Here is a 17057-nt window from a genome sequence, read left to right on the forward strand (position 1 = left end):
GTCACACCCCCGTCAGTTGCGGGACGGGCGCGGTGTCGCCCTCCGGCTCCGGCTTAGGCGCCTGCCTCTTCCGCATGGCGAAGGTGTCCAGCGGCCACCAGAACCAGCGGCCCAGCGCGGCGGCGATCGCCGGCGTCATGAATGCCCGCACGATGAACGTGTCGACGAGCAGGCCCAACCCGATCGCGGTGCCGAACTGCCCGATCACCACCAGGTCGCTGACGATCATCGACGCCATGGTCGCCGCGAAGATCAGGCCGGCCGCGGTGACCACCCGGCCGGAGGCTCCCATGCCCCGGATGATGCCGGTGTTGAGGCCGGCCGGGATTTCTTCCTTCAGGCGAGAGACCAGCAGCAGGTTGTAGTCCGACCCGACGGCCAGCAGGATGATCACCGTCAGCGGCAGCACGATCCATTGCAGGCCCACCCCGAGGATGTCCTGCCAGAGCAGCACGGACAGACCGCACGCGGTGCCCAGTGACGCGAGCACCGTACCGACGATCACCAGGGATGCCACCAGGCTCCGGGTGATCAGCAGCATGATCGAGAAGATCAGGATCAGCGTCGCGATGCCGGCGATCGTCAGGTCGATCTTCACGCCGTCCTGCATGTCGCTGTACATCGAGGCGGTGCCGGCCAGCGACACCTTCGCGGACTCCAAGGGAGTTCCCTTGACCGCGTCGGCAACCGCCTGCTTGATGCCCTGCACGTGCCGGATCCCGTCCACCGAGGCGGGGTCGCCCTGGTGGGTGATGATGAACCGGACCGCCTTACCGTCGGGCGAGACGAACATCTTCAAACCGCGCTTGAAGTCGGGGTTTTTGAAGACTTCGGGCGGAAGATAGAAGCTGTCGTCGTTCTTGGCTTCGTCGAAGTAGTTCCCCATCATCGTCGAGCCTTCGGCGTTCTCCTGCATATGCCGCTGGATGCCCGCCATGGAGCTGTGCGTGGACAGCATGAAGTCGCGCATTCTTTGCATCGACTCGATGGTCTTGGGAAAGTCGGCGAGCAGCTGTGGCATCAACCGGTCCAGGGTATCGAGATCGCTTGCGAGCCCGTTGAATTTGTCGGAAATCTCGTCGATGCCATCCAGCGCGTCGAAGATGGAGCGCAAGGACCAGCAGACCGGGATATCGAAACAGTGTCTCTCCCAATAGAAATAGCTGCGAATGGGCCGGAAGAAGTCGTCGAAGTCCGCGATGCGGTCCCGCAGCTCGTTGGTGGTGGCCACCAGGTCGTGCGTTCGGCCATCCATGCTGTGGGTTGCGGCGGTCATCTGCTGCATGACGCCATACATGTGCTGCATGACGCTGATCGTCCTGCCCATCTCGTCGGCCTGCTCGAGCATGGACGCCATGCTGTCGTTCATGAATTTCGCCGTTTGCAGGGTGCTGGAACTGTTCATGGCGATCACGAAGGGGATCGAACTGTGCTCGATGGGCGCGCCCAGCGGGCGGGTGATGGTTTGGACCCGGCCGATGCCGCGTTCATGAAAGACACTCTTGGCGATCCTGTCGATGATCAACATGTTCGCCGGGTCGCGCAGATCGTGGTCGGCTTCGACCATCAGCAATTCCGGATTCATGCGCGCCGGGCTGAAGTGCCGCTCGGCCGCCGTCTGCGCGACGTTCGCCGCGATGTCCGGCGGGGTGAACTTCCTGTCGTTGTAAGTCGGGACATAGGTCGTCAGACTGACGAAACCGATCACCGCGACAAATGACGCCACGACGATGATGGGTACCGGCCACCTCGTCACCATCGTGCCGACCTTACGCCAACCCCGTTCCGACACTTGACGTTTCGGATCGAAGAAACCGAACCTGGACGCGACCGAGAGCAATGCGGGAGCCAGCGTCAGGCCCGCCAGCATCGTCACCACCAGCGCGATGGCGCACGGGATGCCCATCGTCTGGAAGTACGGAAGCTTGGTCGCGGTCAGGCACAGGCAGGCGCCCACGATCGTCAGACCCGACCCCAGGATGACGTGCACCACGCCGTTGTAGGCGCTGTAGTACGCCTGCTCTCGATCCTCGCCGCGGGATCGGGCTTCGTGATAGCGACCCAACAGGAAGATGAAATAGTCGGTTCCCGTGGCGATGGTCAGCATCGTGACCATGCTGACCGCGTACGGGGTCAGACCGATGATGTCCAGATTCCCGGCGGTCGCCACGATGCCCTCCGCCGCATAGAGCTCGAAGCGGACCAGGATCAACGCCAAAATCGCGTTCTTCAGCGAGCGATAGATGATCAGCAGCATCACGAAGATGACGCCGATCGTGACCATCGTCATCAGCTCCATGCTGTTGTGCGCGGCGATCAGCGTGTCGGTATTGAGCGCGGTGTTGCCGGCCACGTAGGCCTTGACCCCCGGCGGCGGCGGGACGCTTTTGACGATCTTGCGGACCTCGGCGACCGACTTGTGGGCGGGCGTGGTGCCCTGCGCGCCGTCGAGGAAGACCTGCACGTAGGCGGCTTTACCGTCCGGGCTCTGGGAGCCGGCGGCGGTCAGCGGGTCACTCCAGAAGTCCTGCAGGAACTGAACATGCTTGCTGGCCTTGAGCTTTGCGACGATCTTGTTGTAGAACTCGTGCGCGCTGTCGCCGAGCTTGTCGTCGCCTTCCAGCACGACCATCGCCGTGGAGTCGGTGTCGAACTCCTGGAACTTGTGGCCGATGTTCATCATGTCTTTGAATGCGGTCGCGTCCCGCGGGGTCATGGGCACCGAGTGCCTGCCCGCGACGTCGCCAAGCGAGGGCGTGAACAGCGTGGTGCCGAGCGTGACAAGCAGCCACAGCAGGATGATCGGCACCGCCAGGACGCGGATCATGCGGGCGATGCGCGAGCGAGAGCCTGGCTCGGTACTCATACGGATTTCACCAGGCAGTAGATGAAGGGTTCGTATTCGTCGATGGTGCGGTCGTCCCGGACTTGGCCGTCGACGATGACCCGACATCGGATGTTGCGCAGGCCTTTGTCACCTTGGGCGACGATGTTGGCCGACATCGACGGCAGGGTCGTCACGATCGTGTATGACCACGGCAGCGGGGCGTGCTCGACGAGATGGGGTTGCCCGTTCTCGTCGAGGTAGTTGGCGCTGACGCTGCCGCCCGTCGGCGAGGTCACCTCGTAGGTGATGTGTTTCGGGTTGAACGGCTTCGTGTCGTCGGCGTTGGCGTCGTGGCTGGCGGCGTGTGCGGTGGCGCCGAAACTGGCGCGGACCCGCAGGACGACATAGGAACCGAGCGCGACCACGACGACGAGAAGTAGCGGGATCCAGGCCTTCTTGAAGAGTCGATACACCGCTGCCTCCTCTGCCGAAGGTGCCGAGGGCGACGCGCCAAGCAGCACCCACGACGGAACGCCAGTTCCATGCTCGATCCGTCAGGACATTACCGCATCGCTGCCCGGGCCGCGCCAGGAATGGCGGTGGGCGCCGCCGCCCGGCGGCGGGCGGGATTTCCCGGGTTCGGATCCGTTGGAGGCTGCGATATTTGGGGTCAACGGGCGGCGGCGCGCACAAGAACCACGCAAGAATCACGCAAGGTATCAGCGACATCGTTGCCGCAATTGCTCCCGACCACTTACCGCTCGCGGGAAAGGAACCGAAAATGATCGCAAGTTCGCGCCACTCCACCGGCGGCCGCGAAGCCCTAGGAAGGACATGGCGACGGCCCGCAGTCCTCTTCGCGCTGGCCGCGGTTCTGGCGGCTGGCTGCTCCTCGAACGACGCGACGGCATCGCACCAAGCGCCGGGTAGCCCCACGACATCCGCGCCGACGGCGGCTGCAGAGATGGCGGCCCATGGTGTCGAGAAACCGATCGGCGACGTGCCCTGGTCGCAAGTCGGTCCGGGCTGGATGCTCGCCACGTGGAGTCCGGCCGAGAGTGTGCCTCCCGGCGGGTCGCGGCCTCCGGGCTCGCCGGAGCCCGACACGGTCCCCGTCACCATGTACCTCGTCGACCCGGCGGGCGGTCGCTACGCGATCACCACCTTCCCGTCGAACGCCCAACCCCATGGGGTCGACTGGTCGGGCGACGGCAGCCACGCCGTTTGGGCCTCCGAGGGCCCCGGAAAATCGACGGTGATCACCGAGCTCGACCTGCACACCGGCACCCGCTCCACGTTCACCGTCGACGGCTCGTCGGTCGCCCCTCGCTTCACGCGCCCCGACGGCAAGGCGCTGCTGCTGACAGTGGACAAGAAACTGATGCGAGTCGACCTGGCCGGCAATCCGCAGCTGACCTATCCGACCGACAAGCTCGCGAGTGCCTACGACGGTCAGTACCTCGCAACCCCGGACGGCACGCAGCTGGTGCTGGGTACCGCCTCCGGCCTTGCTCTGATGGGCAACGACGGAACCGTCGGTAAGGAGCTGTCGTCTGCGGCGGGAAGCTGCTCGCCGGTGCGGTGGTGGGACGCCGGCGCCAAAACCGTCCTCGCCAACTGCGGCGCCGCAAACCAGCACGCACGACTCTGGCTGGTCCCCATCGACGGTTCAGCACCGACCGCGCTGACCGCGCCGATCACGGACCCGGCGTCGCACGACACCGGCGACATCAGCGCATGGCAACTGCCGGCCGGCACCTATGTCCAGTACGCGGGCGGATGCGGCGCCATCCACCTCGGCAAGCTCAACCCCGATGGCACGGTGTCCAAGGTGTCGGTGCCCAACGTCGATCCGAGTCACAGCATCTACGTGATCGGCGTCCACGGCGGGAACCTCGACCTCAAAGCCACGGTCGCCGGTTGCGGACCCGCCCAGTCGCTGCTCGAGTACGACCCCGCCGCCGGCACCACCAACGTCCTGCTGGGACCGCCGCTCAACGGCGGCGCGGTCATCAGCGCGGTGCCTTACCCGGGTGAGAAGTAGCGTGCGAGCGCACCAGCGGCAGTGGCGACGACGCGCAAACGCCGCGATCGTCGGCGTCGCCGCGGCCGTCGTCGGCGTCGCCGCGTGCCACTCGTCGCCGCGGTCGGCGCCGCCCCAACAAACCGTGCTGCCGCTGGGCGGTCTTAACCACCCCGCCGGCGTCGCGGTGGATACCAACGGCGCGGTGTATGTCGCCGACAGCGGCAACCAACGAGTGCTGAAGTTGGCCCCCGGGTCGAACAGCCCGACGGTGCTGGCGTTCACCGGGCTCAACTACCCCGACAGCGTGGCGGTGGACAAAGCCGGCGCCGTCTACGTCACTGACGACCACAACAACCGGGTGGTGAAACTGCCGGCCGGGTCCAACACCCAGACGGTGTTGCCGTTCACGGGCCTCAACGGCCCGGATGGCGTGGCGGTGGATGCGGCCGGCGCCGTTTACGTCGCCGACTACCTCAATGCCCGGGTGGTCGAGTTGGCCGCCGGGTCGACCACCCAGACGGTGCTGCCATTCACCCACCTCGCCCTGCCGCGCGGCGTCGCGGTCGACGGCACCGGCACCGTCTACGTCGCCGACTTCGGCAGCAAGCGGGTGGTGAAGCTGGCGGCAGGGGCAACCACCCAGACCGTACTGCCATTCGACGGCCTAAAAGGCCCCATCGGGGTGGCGGCCGACACCGCCGGAAGGATCTCTGTCACAGACTATTTCAACAACGCCGCGGTGACGTTGGCGGCCGGATCGTGCACCCAGAACGTGCTGCCGTTCACCGGCCTCACCGGCCCCGAGGGTGCGGCGGCCGACACCGCCGGAAATGTGTATGTGGCCGACGCCCAAAACAACAGAGTCGTGAAGCTCTCGTCGGCGCAGCCGGCGCGGCCGCCGGCGTGCCGACAGATGGTGCTGCCGTTCACCGGCCTCGACGATCTCTGGGCCGTCGCGGTGGACACCGCCGGCAATGTGTATGTCGTCAACAACACTTCGGGCGACCGCCGCAACCGGGTAATCAAGCTGGCGGCCGGGTCCAACACCCAAACCGACCTGCGGTTAACCGGCCTCGGCTTCCCCGAGAGCGTGGCGGTCGACACCGCCGGAAACACGTACGTCGTCGACAACAAAACCAATCGAGTGTCGAAGTTGGCGCCAGACAATACAGAGACCGTGCTGCCGTTTTCCGGCGTCGCCCCCCGCGCTGTTGCGGTCGACACCGCGGGCGACGTATTCGTCACCGATTACCACAAACATCGGCTGCTGAAGTTGGCCGCCGGGTCCAACACGCCAACTGTTTTGCCGTTCACCGGCCTCGCCGACCCGTGGGGGATTGCGGTGGACACTGCCGGCGATGTCTACGTCGTCGACTACGACAAGGTCCTGAAGCTGGCGGCGGGGTCGAGCACGCCGACGGTCTTGCCGTTCACCGGCCTTAGCCCAGTCGACGGCGCGCACGGCATAGCAGTGGACAAGGCGGGCGCCGTCTACATCACCGACTCCGCCAACAAGCGGGTCTTGAAGCTCGCGGCCGGGTCGAACACCCAAACTGTGCTGCCGTTCGCGGGCCTCGGCGAGCCTTGGGGGGTGGCGGTGGACACGGCGGGCGCCGTCTACGTCACCGACCGCGGTAACGCCGAGGTGGTGAAGCTGGCGCAGGGCTGATGCGTCGCAGTGCCTGTTCTATACCTGCCTGCGCTGCAATGCCTTTCGCATGCCGACCCACAGCGAACCGGCACAAGAACCAAGCAAGAAACACGCAAGGCGCCCACCGCAACCTTGGTATGACAGACCACAACAGCCGCGCCCGGCGACCCAGTCTTGGACATGTTCGGCGCAAAGGAAAGCAATCATGAAGAACGCAAGAATCGCGGCGCTCGTGCTGCTCGCCATTGCCGCCATCGGCATCACCGGATGCAGCAAGACGCCGCCGTCCCCGCATGCAACGGCAACGACGAGCGCGTCTACCGGACCAACGAATCCGTCGACGGGGCCAACACCGCCGCCATCCCGACAAACCGTTCTGCCGTTCAGCGGCCTCACCAACCCCCAAAGTGTGGCGGTGGACGGCGCCGGCGACGTGTACGTCGTCGACTATGCCGGCGGTCACCACGATTCGCGCGGTCGCGTGGTGAAGTTGGCGGCCGGGTCGGGCGGGCAGACCGTGCTGCCGTTCAGCGGCCTTGATCGCCCCGGCGATGTGGCGGTGGACGCTTCCGGCAACGTCTACGTCACCGACTACCGCAACCATCGGGTGCTGAGGTTGGCGGGCGCGTCGAACACCCAGACGGTGCTGCCGTTCACCGGCCTCGAGGGCCCCTCCGGTATAGCGGTGGACGCTTCCGGCAACGTCTACGTCGTCGACGGCGGAAGCAACGCCGACCCCCACCACTATCGAGTAGTGGAGTTGGCGGCCGGGTCAAACACCCAGACGGTGCTGCCGCTCACCGGCCTCGACACCGCTTCCGGTCTGGCGGTGGACAGCTCCGGCAAGGTGTACGTGCTCGACATGGGCAAGCGTGGAACTGACGCTCGGGTGGTGACGTTGGCGGCCGCGTCGAACACCCAGACAGTGCTGCCGTTCACCGGCCTCGACACCGCTACCGGTCTGGCGGTGGACACCGCGGGCATCGTCTACGTCGTCGACCGCAACCACGACCGCGTGGTGGGGTTGGCGCCCGGATCGAACGACCAAACAGTGCTGCCGTTCACCGGCCTTCGCTTCCCATTCTGTGTGGCGGTGGACGCTGCCGGGAATCTCTACGTCACCGACGAGCGGCAACATGTGGTGAAGCTGGCGGCGGGCTGACGACGAGTGCACGTACGTCACACGCCGGAAAGTCCTGAGATATTTGCCTGCGCTGCAATGTCTTTCGCATGCCGATCCACAGCGAACCGGCACAAGAACCAAGCAAGAAACACGCAAGGCGCCCACCGCACCCTTAGCGTGACCGACCACAACAGCCGCGCCCGGTGGCCCATTCCACGCCATCGCGGCACCCCAGCCCGAACACGTTCGGCGGAAAGGAAGCACATCATGCAACAGTCGCCCGGCACTGACGCCGACCGCACCGCACCCACACCGCGGCGGTGGCGGCACCGCCGACATGCCCTCATCGCCGCGCTCGTGCTGCCTGCCGTTGGGGCCATCGGCCTCACCGGATGCAGCAAGACCCCTCCGACTTACCGGGTTACCGCCACGGTGGCCGTTGGCAAGTCGGTGTCGGGGGTGGCGGTGGACCCGGGCACCCACACCGTCTACGTCACCAACGGCGACGACAACACGCTGTCGGTGATCGACGCCTCGACACGCACCGTCACCGCCACCGTGCCCGTCGGCAAGCCGTTCTCTGGCCCGGAGGGGGTTGCGGTGGACCCGGGCACCCACACCGTCTACGTCACTAACTACGGCGTCACGGTGTCGGTGATCGACGCCTCAACGCGCACCGTGACCGCCACCGTGCCCGTCAGCACGGGCCCAGGCGAGAACCCGGCGGGGGTGGCGGTGGATCCGGGCACTCACACCGTCTACGTCGGTCGACTTCAAACGGCGGCTGCCCACATGGGCGACTACGACGGCACGGTCTCGGTGATCGACGGACCGACGCGCACCGTCAGCGCCACTGTGACCGTCGGCAAGCAACTACACGAGGTGGCGGTGGACCCGGGCACCCACACCGTCTACGCCACCAACGCCCAGGACAACACGGTCTCGGTGATCGACGCCTCGACGCATGCGGTCGTCGCCACCGTGCCCGTCGGCAAGAACCCGAGCGGGGTGGCGGTGGACCCGGGCACCCACACCGTCTACGTCACCAACGGCGACGACGGGACGGTGTCGGCGATCGACGCCTCCACGCGCACCGTCAGCGCCACCGTGCCCGTCGGCAAGCACCCCGCTGGGGTCGCGGTGGACCCGGGCACCCACACCGTCTACGTCGCCAACAACCGCGACAACACGGTGTCGGTGATCGACGCCTCCACGCGCACCGTCAGCGTCACCGTGCCGGTCGGCAAGCACCCGGGCAGGGTGGCAGTGGACCCGGGCACCCACACCGCCTACGTCACCAACGGCGGCGACAAAACCGTGTCGGTGATCGAATCTCGATAGTGGTGTGCGCCGGTGTCTGGGGGCGACGGATTGTCTTGTCCGCCAAGGATCGTGGGGTATAAGACCTGTACCAAACCCGGCGGTGTTCGTGCAGGTCAGAAGGGTGGTCCCGGCTGGGATCGAACCAGCGACCTTCCGCGTGTGAAGCGGACGCTCTTCCACTGAGCCACGGGACCCGGCGCCGAGGGGCGAACGACGAAGAAGACTAGCACGAAGCGGGCATCGCCCTACGCGCCGCGTGCGTCGGCGGGCGCGCTAGCCTAGAGCCGCAACGTAAAAGAGATTTGTGCGGGCCCGCTCAGGTGGACTATCGTCGTCCTTCGCACCGGGCGACGATCTCGCCCGTTGCGCGCGGACGTAGCGCAGTTGGTAGCGCATCACCTTGCCAAGGTGAGGGTCGCGGGTTCGAATCCCGTCGTCCGCTCGAAGGTGCAAGTGGCATCAATCCCCCAGCGGTGGAGTGGCCGAGTGGTGAGGCAACGGCCTGCAAAGCCGTGCACACGGGTTCGATTCCCGTCTCCACCTCCAAATTTGTCCCCCCGGCGCGATTAGCTCAGCGGGAGAGCGCTTCCCTGACACGGAAGAGGTCACTGGTTCAATCCCAGTATCGCGCACCAGAGTTCTTGCAGTTCAGAGCGCGTTTATCAGGGCGCCTTCACCAGTCGGAAGCTCAAGGAATATGACTGCGGCGGATGGTCGCAGACGCCCCGGTTTTGGACGACTTGGACCGTGCCGGTCAGTGTGTTCGCATCCCACATGTAGTGCGCGTTCGCCGCGTTGCCTTCCGTGACACCGCCCTTGCACACGATGTCCTCGGTGCTGTCGATCGTCCATTGACCATCCACCAACATCGCCCGGCCGCTAAGGCCGGTCGCCGGGCTCGACATGTCGGCGCACCCGTCACCGCACGGCGTGAAGTACCAGTTCTCGGTAAACGTGCGGCCGGCGCCCGGATCGGTAGTGGTCTTGAGGTAGTGGCCGCTCATCACGGGAGCGGCCGACGCGGGAGCGGGCGCCCCGACAGCGACGGCGGTGAGGGTGGCCGCGGTGGCAAAACTTCGGGCGGCCGTTCGATCAGCCCACGACACGCGTTTAGCTTGGCACCGCCACGGCCCGCGTGGCGGTGCGAGCAGCCGTTTGCTTACCCTCCTTCAATGCAGGGCAAGAAAATCGCGATCGCGGGCGCGGCGATAGTTCTCGCAGGTTGCGGCGGGTCGGGTAAGACAGCAACGACGGTGACGTCTGCGGTGGAAATCACGAAGACAGTCACCGTGACCGCTCCCCCGCCACCGTTCGCCCCCAGGACCGTCATCGAAACCGACGGCACCTATCGCGTCGGCATCGACATCGTGGCGGGCACCTACCGCTCCGGGGGTCCCAGCCCGGAAAGAGGATCCGACTGCTATTGGGCGCGGCTGAGCAGCCTGAATTCGACCCACATCATCGACAGCGACATCGGCACCGGCCCTCAGGTGGTGATGATCGCGCCCACCGACAAGGCGTTCTTGACGCGCAGCTGCCAAACCTGGCACAAGACCGACTGAGCTGCGTTCACAGCGTCGCGGTTACGGGTTCTCCTCGATGACGCACTGCACAATCGTGGCGGCCGTCTGCTGGTCGAATCCCAACCGCGCCACCTTCTGGGCCTCCGCGTCGGGGGAAACACCAGATTTGAGGTCCTGCTCAATAACTCCGGCGCGCTGGAAGTTTTGTGGGTCCGGTTCCCCCAGCGGGAGTTGCTTGATGCCGCCGACGCAGCGAGTGAAACCGCTGTAATCAGCGTGAGCGGGCGACGCCCCGAGCAGCGCAATAGCCACGCCGACCGCCGCGGCGACATAGGTGAAACGCATGGTCGCATCGTATCGCCGCGCTTGCCGCCGGCAAAGAACTAAACGAACCCCATTGCAGCGCAATCGCTTAGGCAATTCACGCCCGCTCGGCCCTCATGTCCATGTCGATCGTGCCCTGGCACGCGCCGCTGAGGATCTCCGTGTGCATGACGCCCGACAGCGACCCGTCGGATTGGGGCGTGTAGCGCACGGTGGAGTGGGCCGGATTCCATTGGATGCTGGTGTCGGGCATCATGCAGTCCCACTGAAAATCGCTGACCTGCGTCCACGACGACCCGTCCCAGGTGAATTGGACCGGTTGCGGAACCGTCGGGTTGCTCGGCGGGGGGCCGCTGACGATAGTGGCGACGCATTTTCCGCTCGAACAGCTCGAGCGGAATCCGTAGGTATCGGTGTGCTGCACCTCGGGGTCACCGACCGCCATGCTGGTCCCGGATTTCGGGCCGACCATGAACGTGATCGCGTAGGTGCCGTTCCACGACGCGGCGTCCGCGGACGCGGTCGGGGCAAATGACAGGGCGATAGCGAGCGGTGCGGCACACAAACCAACAAGACCGCTGCGACCATTTGGGGTCATCGGCTTCTCCTCTCAGCCCGCGACAACTGCGGAACCAGAGCGAAGTGCATATACCCGATCTTTACCCTTATTCCACTCCGGAAAAAGGGACGGGACTGTTTTGCCGTCGGCTAGGGACCGCTCAGCAATGAGCCGCCCAGCATCGCTGCAGCGGGCAATAGGTCGCATGCGCGATTCTCACCATGGATCCGATTTCTCCGAACGTGACGTTTCTCGGGTCCAAGGTGGAGTGGATGTTTTGCGTGATCTGGTCGTACGTCCAACCCCAGCCGAGGTCGTCGCAGATGAGCCGCCCCATCGCGGTCAGGGCCTCGTCATGGTCCGGCGGCCAATTGAAGCCGGCGGCGCGCAGTTGGGACAGGTACGCGTCATCGACGGGATCGGCTGTCGCGATCGCCGCACCGGAAACCAAGGCGGCGCCGGTCATGACGGGGACGGCCAGGGCGGCCAGCCAGCGAGGTGCGGACATTTGCTGCGCTCTCTTTCTCCTCGGCGTTGAGGTTGCCGTAGCAGAATAGAGACAGCCGGGAAAAAGCAGATTATGCGCAGCTGAATAGTCGGCTTTTTGGGAGATTATCTACGCGGCGTGCGGATGGTGCGACAGCGCTTGCGCCGGAGCCTCTTTCGCGTCGTATCCGTCCGCCCACTCCGGGCGAAGATGGGTCACCGGGGCCGGGTGTGCCTTGTCGCGGTCCCAAAGACGCTCAATTTTGCGGTAGATCCACGCGATCGACGCCACCACCGCGACCGCGGCCGCCAAGACCGCCACCGCGTCGCCGAAGGCAATCAACAGGATGATGGCGCCGAAGATCCAGAACGCGGCGGCCTCCAGGTCGCGGGTCCCGTGGTGTCCACCGAACGTGGTCGTGATGTGCCGCATGTCTGCCTCGCTCCGATCCGGGTCGCCGCCTGATGCGACAACCGTCTCGTGCAACACCGCAGCGACAGCAGGGCTGCCCAATCGTGACCGACGTCACGGGGGCGGATCACCCGATGAAGCGACGCCTATTCGTCGCCTTCCTCGTCGTGGTCCTCTTCGACGTCGGCGTCTTCGTAGTCCTCGTCTTCGTCGTCGAAGACGTCCAGCTCGAGGTCGAGGGGGTCGTCGCCAAATGGGTCGACCACGTATTGCTGCCAGTAGCCCGGGGAGAAGTAGATCTTGTCCGCGTGGTCGACGTCGTCGCCGACCTCGACCATCAGGATTCCGTCTTTGATGTCGTAGCTGAATGCGTTGGGGTATTGGACACCGCCGTCGGCGGTTCGGATGTGAACGTCATATGCCACGGGCGGAAGTCTACGGAGTCGGCGGGGGCTAGGCGCAACTCGAGGCGGCGCCTTCGAGCAGATCGGCGGCGCGGGCAACGCTTTCGGCGGAGGTGGTCATCCGGGCGGCGACGTCGCGGGCGCGTGCGGCGTAGTCCGGGGCGAGGATGCGGCGCAGGTCCGCGACCAGCGACTCCTGCGTCGTCGTCGAAAGCTGGCGGGCGGCACCGACTTTCAGCCGTTCCAGGCCGGCCGCCCACAGCGGCTGGTCCAGCCAGAGCCACAGCGCCAGGGCCGGAATTCCCGCCCGTAGGCCCGCCGCCGTCACACCGGCGCCCCCATGATGCACGACGGCGCGGCAAGCTCGCAGCACGACCGCATGATTGACCGCATCCACGATCTTGACGTGATCGGGGCGCGGCAGATCGGCAAAGTCGTTGGGGCCGCTGCAAATTAGCGCCCGCTCCCCCAGCTGCCCGCAGGCCGCGCCGACCATGGCGACCAGGTCCGCCGGGGCCGAGACCGGCGTGCTGCCCAAGCCGAAGCAGATCGGCGGCGTCCCCGCGGCGATCCAGGACAGCACCTCGTCGTCGGCGTCGGCGGGCAACTCGAGCGTCAGCGCGCCGACGAAGGGGCGCCAGCCGTCCGACTCCACCCATTCGGACGCCGGCCCGGGCAGGCAGAGCTCGTCGTAGGCCTGGATCTCCAGCGACGACGGGGGCGGGGCCGCTTCCGGCAGGCCGAGCGAGCGGCGCTGGGCCGCCGCGACGTCCTTGACCAAGTTCGAATACAGCACCCCGGCGGAGTACACGCGCGTCGGGAAGAAATGCAGCGCCGCCAGCGGAATGCCGCGATGCTCCGCGACGATGGCGGCCAGCTCCTGCTCGTTGAAGCCCGCCAACAGCAGGTCGGCGTCGGCTGCCAGCGACGTCAGCGCGGCGGTCTTGTCCGCCCACACCCTGGTGAGTTGCTCCATGACTTCGGGCAACGCGGCGAACGGGTTATCCACCTTGCGAACGAATCGCTCGGCGGAGTCCATCCGCTCGCGCGTGTCCTCCCCGTAGGCGACCGCGGTGAGCCCCGCCGACTCGACGAAGCCGAGCTTGTCGGGCGAGACCGCCATGCGAACCTCGTGGCCCCGGCGCAGCAGCTCACGCCCGACCGCCACGCACGGCTCGACATCGCCCCTGCTTCCGTAGCCGGCCACCACGAACTTCACGGACGGAACCTAACGCACGGAAGTAGTAGCAAGGTCGTAGCCTGGGCGGTATGCACGTGATCAACGGAGTCCGCGACCCCGCGGCGAGCTTCCCCCTCGAGACCCTGGCCGACGACGCGGGCGAGCGCCGCCAGGCCAACCGCGCCGTCGCCGTCAGCGCGGTCGGGTTGGCGCTGACCGGCCTCGTCGAACTGGCCATCGCGCTGGTGTCCGGGTCGGTGGCGCTGCTCGGCGACGCGCTACACAACCTGTCGGACGTCTCGACGAGCGCGCTGGTGTTCGTCGGTTTCCGGGCGTCCCGCAAGCTGCCCACCGAGCGCTATCCCTACGGCTACGAACGCGCCGAGGACCTCGCCGGGATCGGTGTGGCCCTGGTGATTTGGGGCAGCGCCGCGGTCGCCGGGTTCGAGAGCGTCACGAAGCTGCTCCGCCACGGCGGGACCGGGCACCTGGGCTGGGGCATCGCGGCCGCCGCGGTGGGCATCGCGGGCAATCAGCTGGTGGCCCGCTACAAGCTGGCGGTGGGCCGGCGGATCCGCTCGGCGACCATGGTGGCCGACGCCAAGCATTCCTGGCTCGACGCGCTGTCCTCGGCCGGGGCGATGCTGGGGCTGATCGGCGTGGCGCTCGGCTGGGGCTGGGCGGACGCGGTCGCCGGAATCGTTGTCACGGCGTTCATCTGCCACGTCGGGTGGGAGGTGACCGCCGACATCGCGCACCGACTGCTCGACGGCGTCGACCCCGAGATCATCACGACGGCCGAGACCGCCGCCGCCTCGGTTCCGGGTGTCGTGCACGCGCATGCCCGGGCCCGCTGGACCGGGCGCACTCTACGGGTCGAGGTCGAGGGCTTCCTCGACCCGGAAATCCCACTCGCGCAGGCCGATCGGATCGGTCGCGGCGTGGCCGCGGCTTTGACACCACTGATCCCCGAGATGCACAGCTTCAGCTGGACCGCGCGGGCCGCCTAAACCCCTTGCGCCGGAAACGATTCGACGACCTTGATCAGCTCGTCGGGCGCTTCCCAGTTCAGCAGGTGTCCCGCGTCGGGCACCGTGACCAGGCGCGCACCGGGAATGCCCTCGGCGAGGCGGCGCGAATGACTGGTCGGGGTCGTGCGATCCGCGGAGCCGACCATCACCGTGGTCGGTACCGATATTTCGCCCAGCCGCGGGTAGCGGTCCTCCTGCGAGAAGGCCCGCACGATCGGCAGCAGCGGCCCGTGTTCGTCCAGATGCTGGTTGAAGAAGTCGACGAACACCGAGACCATCACCGGTGACGGGTGCGTCCCGCATTGCGCGGCGCCGAACAGCATCGCGACGGTCTCGTTGCGCATCATCCGTTGCAGCACGCCGTATTGCAGCAGCGGGATCTGCAGCCGGTTCTGCGGTGCGCCGTCCAGGATGCGGCCCGCCCAGGTGGCGAACAGCACGAGCCCGCGCAGCCGCGGCGCCACGTCGGCGTGGTCGAGCACGGCGCGGATGGTGACGAATCCGCCCATCGAGTGCCCGACGAGCACGCCGTCGCGAACGTCGAAGTGCGCCAGGACCGCGGCGAGGTCGGCCGCCATGGGCTCCGACCCGATGCCGTCGGAGCCTAGCGTGGAGCGCCCGTGGCCGCGCTGGTCGAACGCGATGACGCGAAATCCCTTGGCCTGCAGCTCGTCCCACACGAAATTCCACTCGAGGACCCGGGCGGTGTAGCCGTGGACGAGGACCACCGGCGGGCCCTGCCCCGCGACCAACGCGTGCAGCACGGTCCCGTCGGGCCGGGTGATCGAGACATGCTCACCGTCCGGTTCGGCGGTGAGCCGCTCGCGCGGAAACGGGTCCGGGTTGCGCCGGATCCGCGCGGCTGCCGCTTGCGCGGCGCCCCAACCCAATAAACCGGCCGCCGACGCGATGCCAACCCTCTTGCGCATGGCTCATTATGGCGGGCCGGTTCGCGCCGAGGCTAGTCGCCGACCGCGCCCTCGGGCTTGGGGCCGCGGCCCTCGCCGGTGATGTACTTGGGGCAGTAGGCGCCGACGGCGATCACCGTGAACTTGGCGGCGCCGTTGCCGGTAAAGCCGTTGCGCTGCTGAAGGTTTCCGATGATTTCGTCCTCGGTCGCCCCGGTGTCCTCCAGCTGGCACAGCGTCTTGGCGGCCGAGATGGCGGCCTTCGGATCCTGGTAGGAGATTCCGGCGAACTTGAGCGCGGTAAGGAAGTCCGCGTCGGTGGCGGGGTCCGCGTTGGGGTCCTCGTCGGCGTGCGCCGGCGCGGCCAGGCCGATCAGCACGACCAGGCTTGCCATCCCCCACAGGACTCTCATGACGCTGCCATAGTCCCAGACTCGCGCTGTGCCCGCATCCCGGCATGGCAAGGGGTTTCCGGCTCAACTCGGCAGGCGTACGATCGAGCTACTGGGACCATTCAGATCCCATAATCGATGGGCCAGTCGACGGCCAATCTGATTTGCATCCGGAAGTGTTGATACACAACACCTTTCGACTAGAGTTCGCGTCCGTGTGACGCGATGCGCATGGGTCGGTGGTATGTCGCGCGCGACCATCTGAGATCGCGTCGTCGCCGATTCGGAGAAATTGGCCGATTCGCGGCCAAGACGGGATCGTCGCTATGACACGACATGAAGGCCGCGCGGTTGCCGGCGGCCACCTCGCAGGACCGGAGAACACACCGCGGCTGCGCATGAAGCCGAAGGCGCGGACGACCGGGCATGTCGACGGGGCATGGTGGCCACACTCCGATGACCTGCCGCGCGAACTGCCTGATCTGTTGGCGGTGTTGTCGGTGCGACTGGGCTCCGTTGCGCGGGTCATGTACGACCTCTCCGCATGGGCGAAGGCACCGGCACGGCTCACGACCGGTGGACGATCGGTCCGACTGGACGGGTTCAGCTACCAACCGGCCAACACCCTCGAGGTGGTCGGGCTCGGCCGCGAGAGGATCCTCCTGATGGTGGTGCCCCCGAGCACTGATCCAGACGTCGCACACAAGGCGATGATGACGGCGGCGGCGCCGGACAATGCTTCCACGGTCGGCGACATGCTCGGGACCAGCGACGGCGGCCAAGCACCGCCGGTCGCGGCCTACCGACCGGCATTTCACCGACGGGTCCGGAGCTTTCGGGCATGACGGCACGCTCGACGTCCTCCGGGTCGTGAGTGGACCGACGTAG

Annotated in this window: 18 protein-coding genes and 4 tRNA genes; 10 read left to right on the forward strand and 12 right to left on the reverse strand. The window is 66.6% G+C overall.

From position 1 onward, the window contains the following. Position 1: 1 nt before the first annotated feature. Both A9X00_RS26415 and A9X00_RS26420 read right to left on the reverse strand, forming a co-directional pair. Entirely contained in the window at positions 2 to 2866 is a 2865-nt protein-coding gene (locus A9X00_RS26415; RefSeq protein WP_082975540.1) for an RND family transporter, read from the reverse strand. Then, on the reverse strand, positions 2863 to 3300 hold the full coding sequence (locus A9X00_RS26420; RefSeq protein WP_156772310.1) for an MmpS family transport accessory protein: 438 nt from the start codon (positions 3298 to 3300) through the stop codon (positions 2863 to 2865). Before A9X00_RS26420 ends, A9X00_RS26415 begins: the two co-directional genes overlap by 4 nt. Positions 3301 to 3791: 491 nt before the next feature. Here A9X00_RS26420 and A9X00_RS26425 point away from each other — a divergent pair, with 491 nt between their 5' ends. The 4 genes from A9X00_RS26425 (at position 3792) to A9X00_RS26440 (ending at position 8968) form a co-directional block, all read left to right on the forward strand. Beyond that, on the forward strand, positions 3792 to 4871 hold the full coding sequence (locus A9X00_RS26425) for a hypothetical protein (RefSeq protein ID WP_232006942.1): 1080 nt from the start codon (positions 3792 to 3794) through the stop codon (positions 4869 to 4871). A 1-nt stretch (position 4872) separates the two neighbouring features. Beyond that, on the forward strand, positions 4873 to 6522 hold the full coding sequence (locus A9X00_RS26430; protein ID WP_067160402.1) for an NHL repeat-containing protein: 1650 nt from the start codon (positions 4873 to 4875) through the stop codon (positions 6520 to 6522). Between the two features lie 187 nt (positions 6523 to 6709). Then, positions 6710 to 7666: an NHL repeat-containing protein gene (locus A9X00_RS26435; RefSeq protein WP_197515282.1), complete on the forward strand. Its 957-nt coding sequence runs from the start codon at positions 6710 to 6712 to the stop codon at positions 7664 to 7666. Positions 7667 to 7894: 228 nt separating this feature from the next. Beyond that, on the forward strand, positions 7895 to 8968 hold the full coding sequence (locus tag A9X00_RS26440) for a YncE family protein (RefSeq protein ID WP_067160408.1): 1074 nt from the start codon (positions 7895 to 7897) through the stop codon (positions 8966 to 8968). A 104-nt stretch (positions 8969 to 9072) separates the two neighbouring features. Here A9X00_RS26440 and A9X00_RS26445 read toward each other — a convergent pair. Continuing rightward, positions 9073 to 9144 (reverse strand) — tRNA-Val (locus tag A9X00_RS26445). A gap of 175 nt (positions 9145 to 9319) precedes the next feature. Here A9X00_RS26445 and A9X00_RS26450 point away from each other — a divergent pair. The 3 genes from A9X00_RS26450 (at position 9320) to A9X00_RS26460 (ending at position 9585) form a co-directional block, all read left to right on the forward strand. Next, a tRNA-Gly gene (locus A9X00_RS26450) sits at positions 9320 to 9392 on the forward strand. A 30-nt stretch (positions 9393 to 9422) separates the two neighbouring features. Then, positions 9423 to 9496: transfer RNA gene (locus tag A9X00_RS26455), tRNA-Cys, on the forward strand. Between the two features lie 14 nt (positions 9497 to 9510). Next, positions 9511 to 9585 (forward strand) — tRNA-Val (locus A9X00_RS26460). Positions 9586 to 9612: 27 nt separating this feature from the next. On the opposite strand, the gene A9X00_RS26465 is transcribed toward A9X00_RS26460, so the two are convergent. After that, positions 9613 to 10056, reverse strand: a complete 444-nt coding sequence (locus A9X00_RS26465; protein WP_156772312.1) for a hypothetical protein — start codon at positions 10054 to 10056, stop codon at positions 9613 to 9615. Positions 10057 to 10122: 66 nt separating this feature from the next. Here A9X00_RS26465 and A9X00_RS26470 point away from each other — a divergent pair, with 66 nt between their 5' ends. Next, on the forward strand, positions 10123 to 10512 hold the full coding sequence (locus tag A9X00_RS26470; RefSeq protein ID WP_067160412.1) for a hypothetical protein: 390 nt from the start codon (positions 10123 to 10125) through the stop codon (positions 10510 to 10512). Positions 10513 to 10533: 21 nt separating this feature from the next. Here A9X00_RS26470 and A9X00_RS26475 read toward each other — a convergent pair whose 3' ends face one another. The 6 genes from A9X00_RS26475 to A9X00_RS26500 form a co-directional block, all read right to left on the reverse strand. Continuing rightward, complete coding sequence (locus A9X00_RS26475) at positions 10534 to 10818, reverse strand: hypothetical protein (protein WP_067160415.1); 285 nt, start codon at positions 10816 to 10818, stop codon at positions 10534 to 10536. Positions 10819 to 10894: 76 nt separating this feature from the next. Next, positions 10895 to 11395 carry a hypothetical protein gene (locus A9X00_RS26480; protein WP_067160418.1) on the reverse strand — a complete coding sequence of 167 codons (501 nt, stop codon included), beginning with the start codon at positions 11393 to 11395 and terminating at the stop codon, positions 10895 to 10897. Positions 11396 to 11516: 121 nt separating this feature from the next. After that, positions 11517 to 11864, reverse strand: coding sequence for a DUF732 domain-containing protein (locus A9X00_RS26485; protein WP_067160420.1), 348 nt, complete (start codon positions 11862 to 11864; stop codon positions 11517 to 11519). 108 nt (positions 11865 to 11972) lie between these two features. After that, positions 11973 to 12275 (reverse strand): hypothetical protein, encoded by a 303-nt coding sequence (locus tag A9X00_RS26490; protein ID WP_067160423.1) that lies wholly within the window; start codon positions 12273 to 12275, stop codon positions 11973 to 11975. A gap of 125 nt (positions 12276 to 12400) precedes the next feature. Beyond that, complete coding sequence (locus A9X00_RS26495; protein ID WP_067160426.1) at positions 12401 to 12679, reverse strand: hypothetical protein; 279 nt, start codon at positions 12677 to 12679, stop codon at positions 12401 to 12403. 28 nt (positions 12680 to 12707) lie between these two features. Then, positions 12708 to 13877, reverse strand: coding sequence for a glycosyltransferase (locus A9X00_RS26500; protein WP_067160429.1), 1170 nt, complete (start codon positions 13875 to 13877; stop codon positions 12708 to 12710). A gap of 50 nt (positions 13878 to 13927) precedes the next feature. Between A9X00_RS26500 and A9X00_RS26505 the strand changes: the two genes are divergently transcribed. Next, complete coding sequence (locus A9X00_RS26505) at positions 13928 to 14848, forward strand: cation diffusion facilitator family transporter (RefSeq protein WP_067160432.1); 921 nt, start codon at positions 13928 to 13930, stop codon at positions 14846 to 14848. On the opposite strand, the gene A9X00_RS26510 is transcribed toward A9X00_RS26505, so the two are convergent. Together A9X00_RS26510 and A9X00_RS26515 are read right to left on the reverse strand one after the other, a co-directional pair. Further along, a complete protein-coding gene (locus tag A9X00_RS26510; RefSeq protein ID WP_067160435.1) occupies positions 14845 to 15798 on the reverse strand; it encodes an alpha/beta fold hydrolase in 954 nt (317 codons plus the stop codon). The genes A9X00_RS26505 and A9X00_RS26510 overlap by 4 nt on opposite strands. 32 nt (positions 15799 to 15830) lie before the next feature. Next, on the reverse strand, positions 15831 to 16190 hold the full coding sequence (locus A9X00_RS26515; protein WP_067160438.1) for a DUF732 domain-containing protein: 360 nt from the start codon (positions 16188 to 16190) through the stop codon (positions 15831 to 15833). 305 nt (positions 16191 to 16495) lie between these two features. Here A9X00_RS26515 and A9X00_RS26520 point away from each other — a divergent pair, with 305 nt between their 5' ends. Beyond that, complete coding sequence (locus A9X00_RS26520) at positions 16496 to 17014, forward strand: DUF5994 family protein (protein WP_082975543.1); 519 nt, start codon at positions 16496 to 16498, stop codon at positions 17012 to 17014. Positions 17015 to 17057: the final 43 nt, after the last annotated feature.

It is taken from the genome of Mycobacterium sp. 1245805.9, assembly GCF_001672915.1.
Lineage (GTDB): Bacteria > Actinomycetota > Actinomycetes > Mycobacteriales > Mycobacteriaceae > Mycobacterium.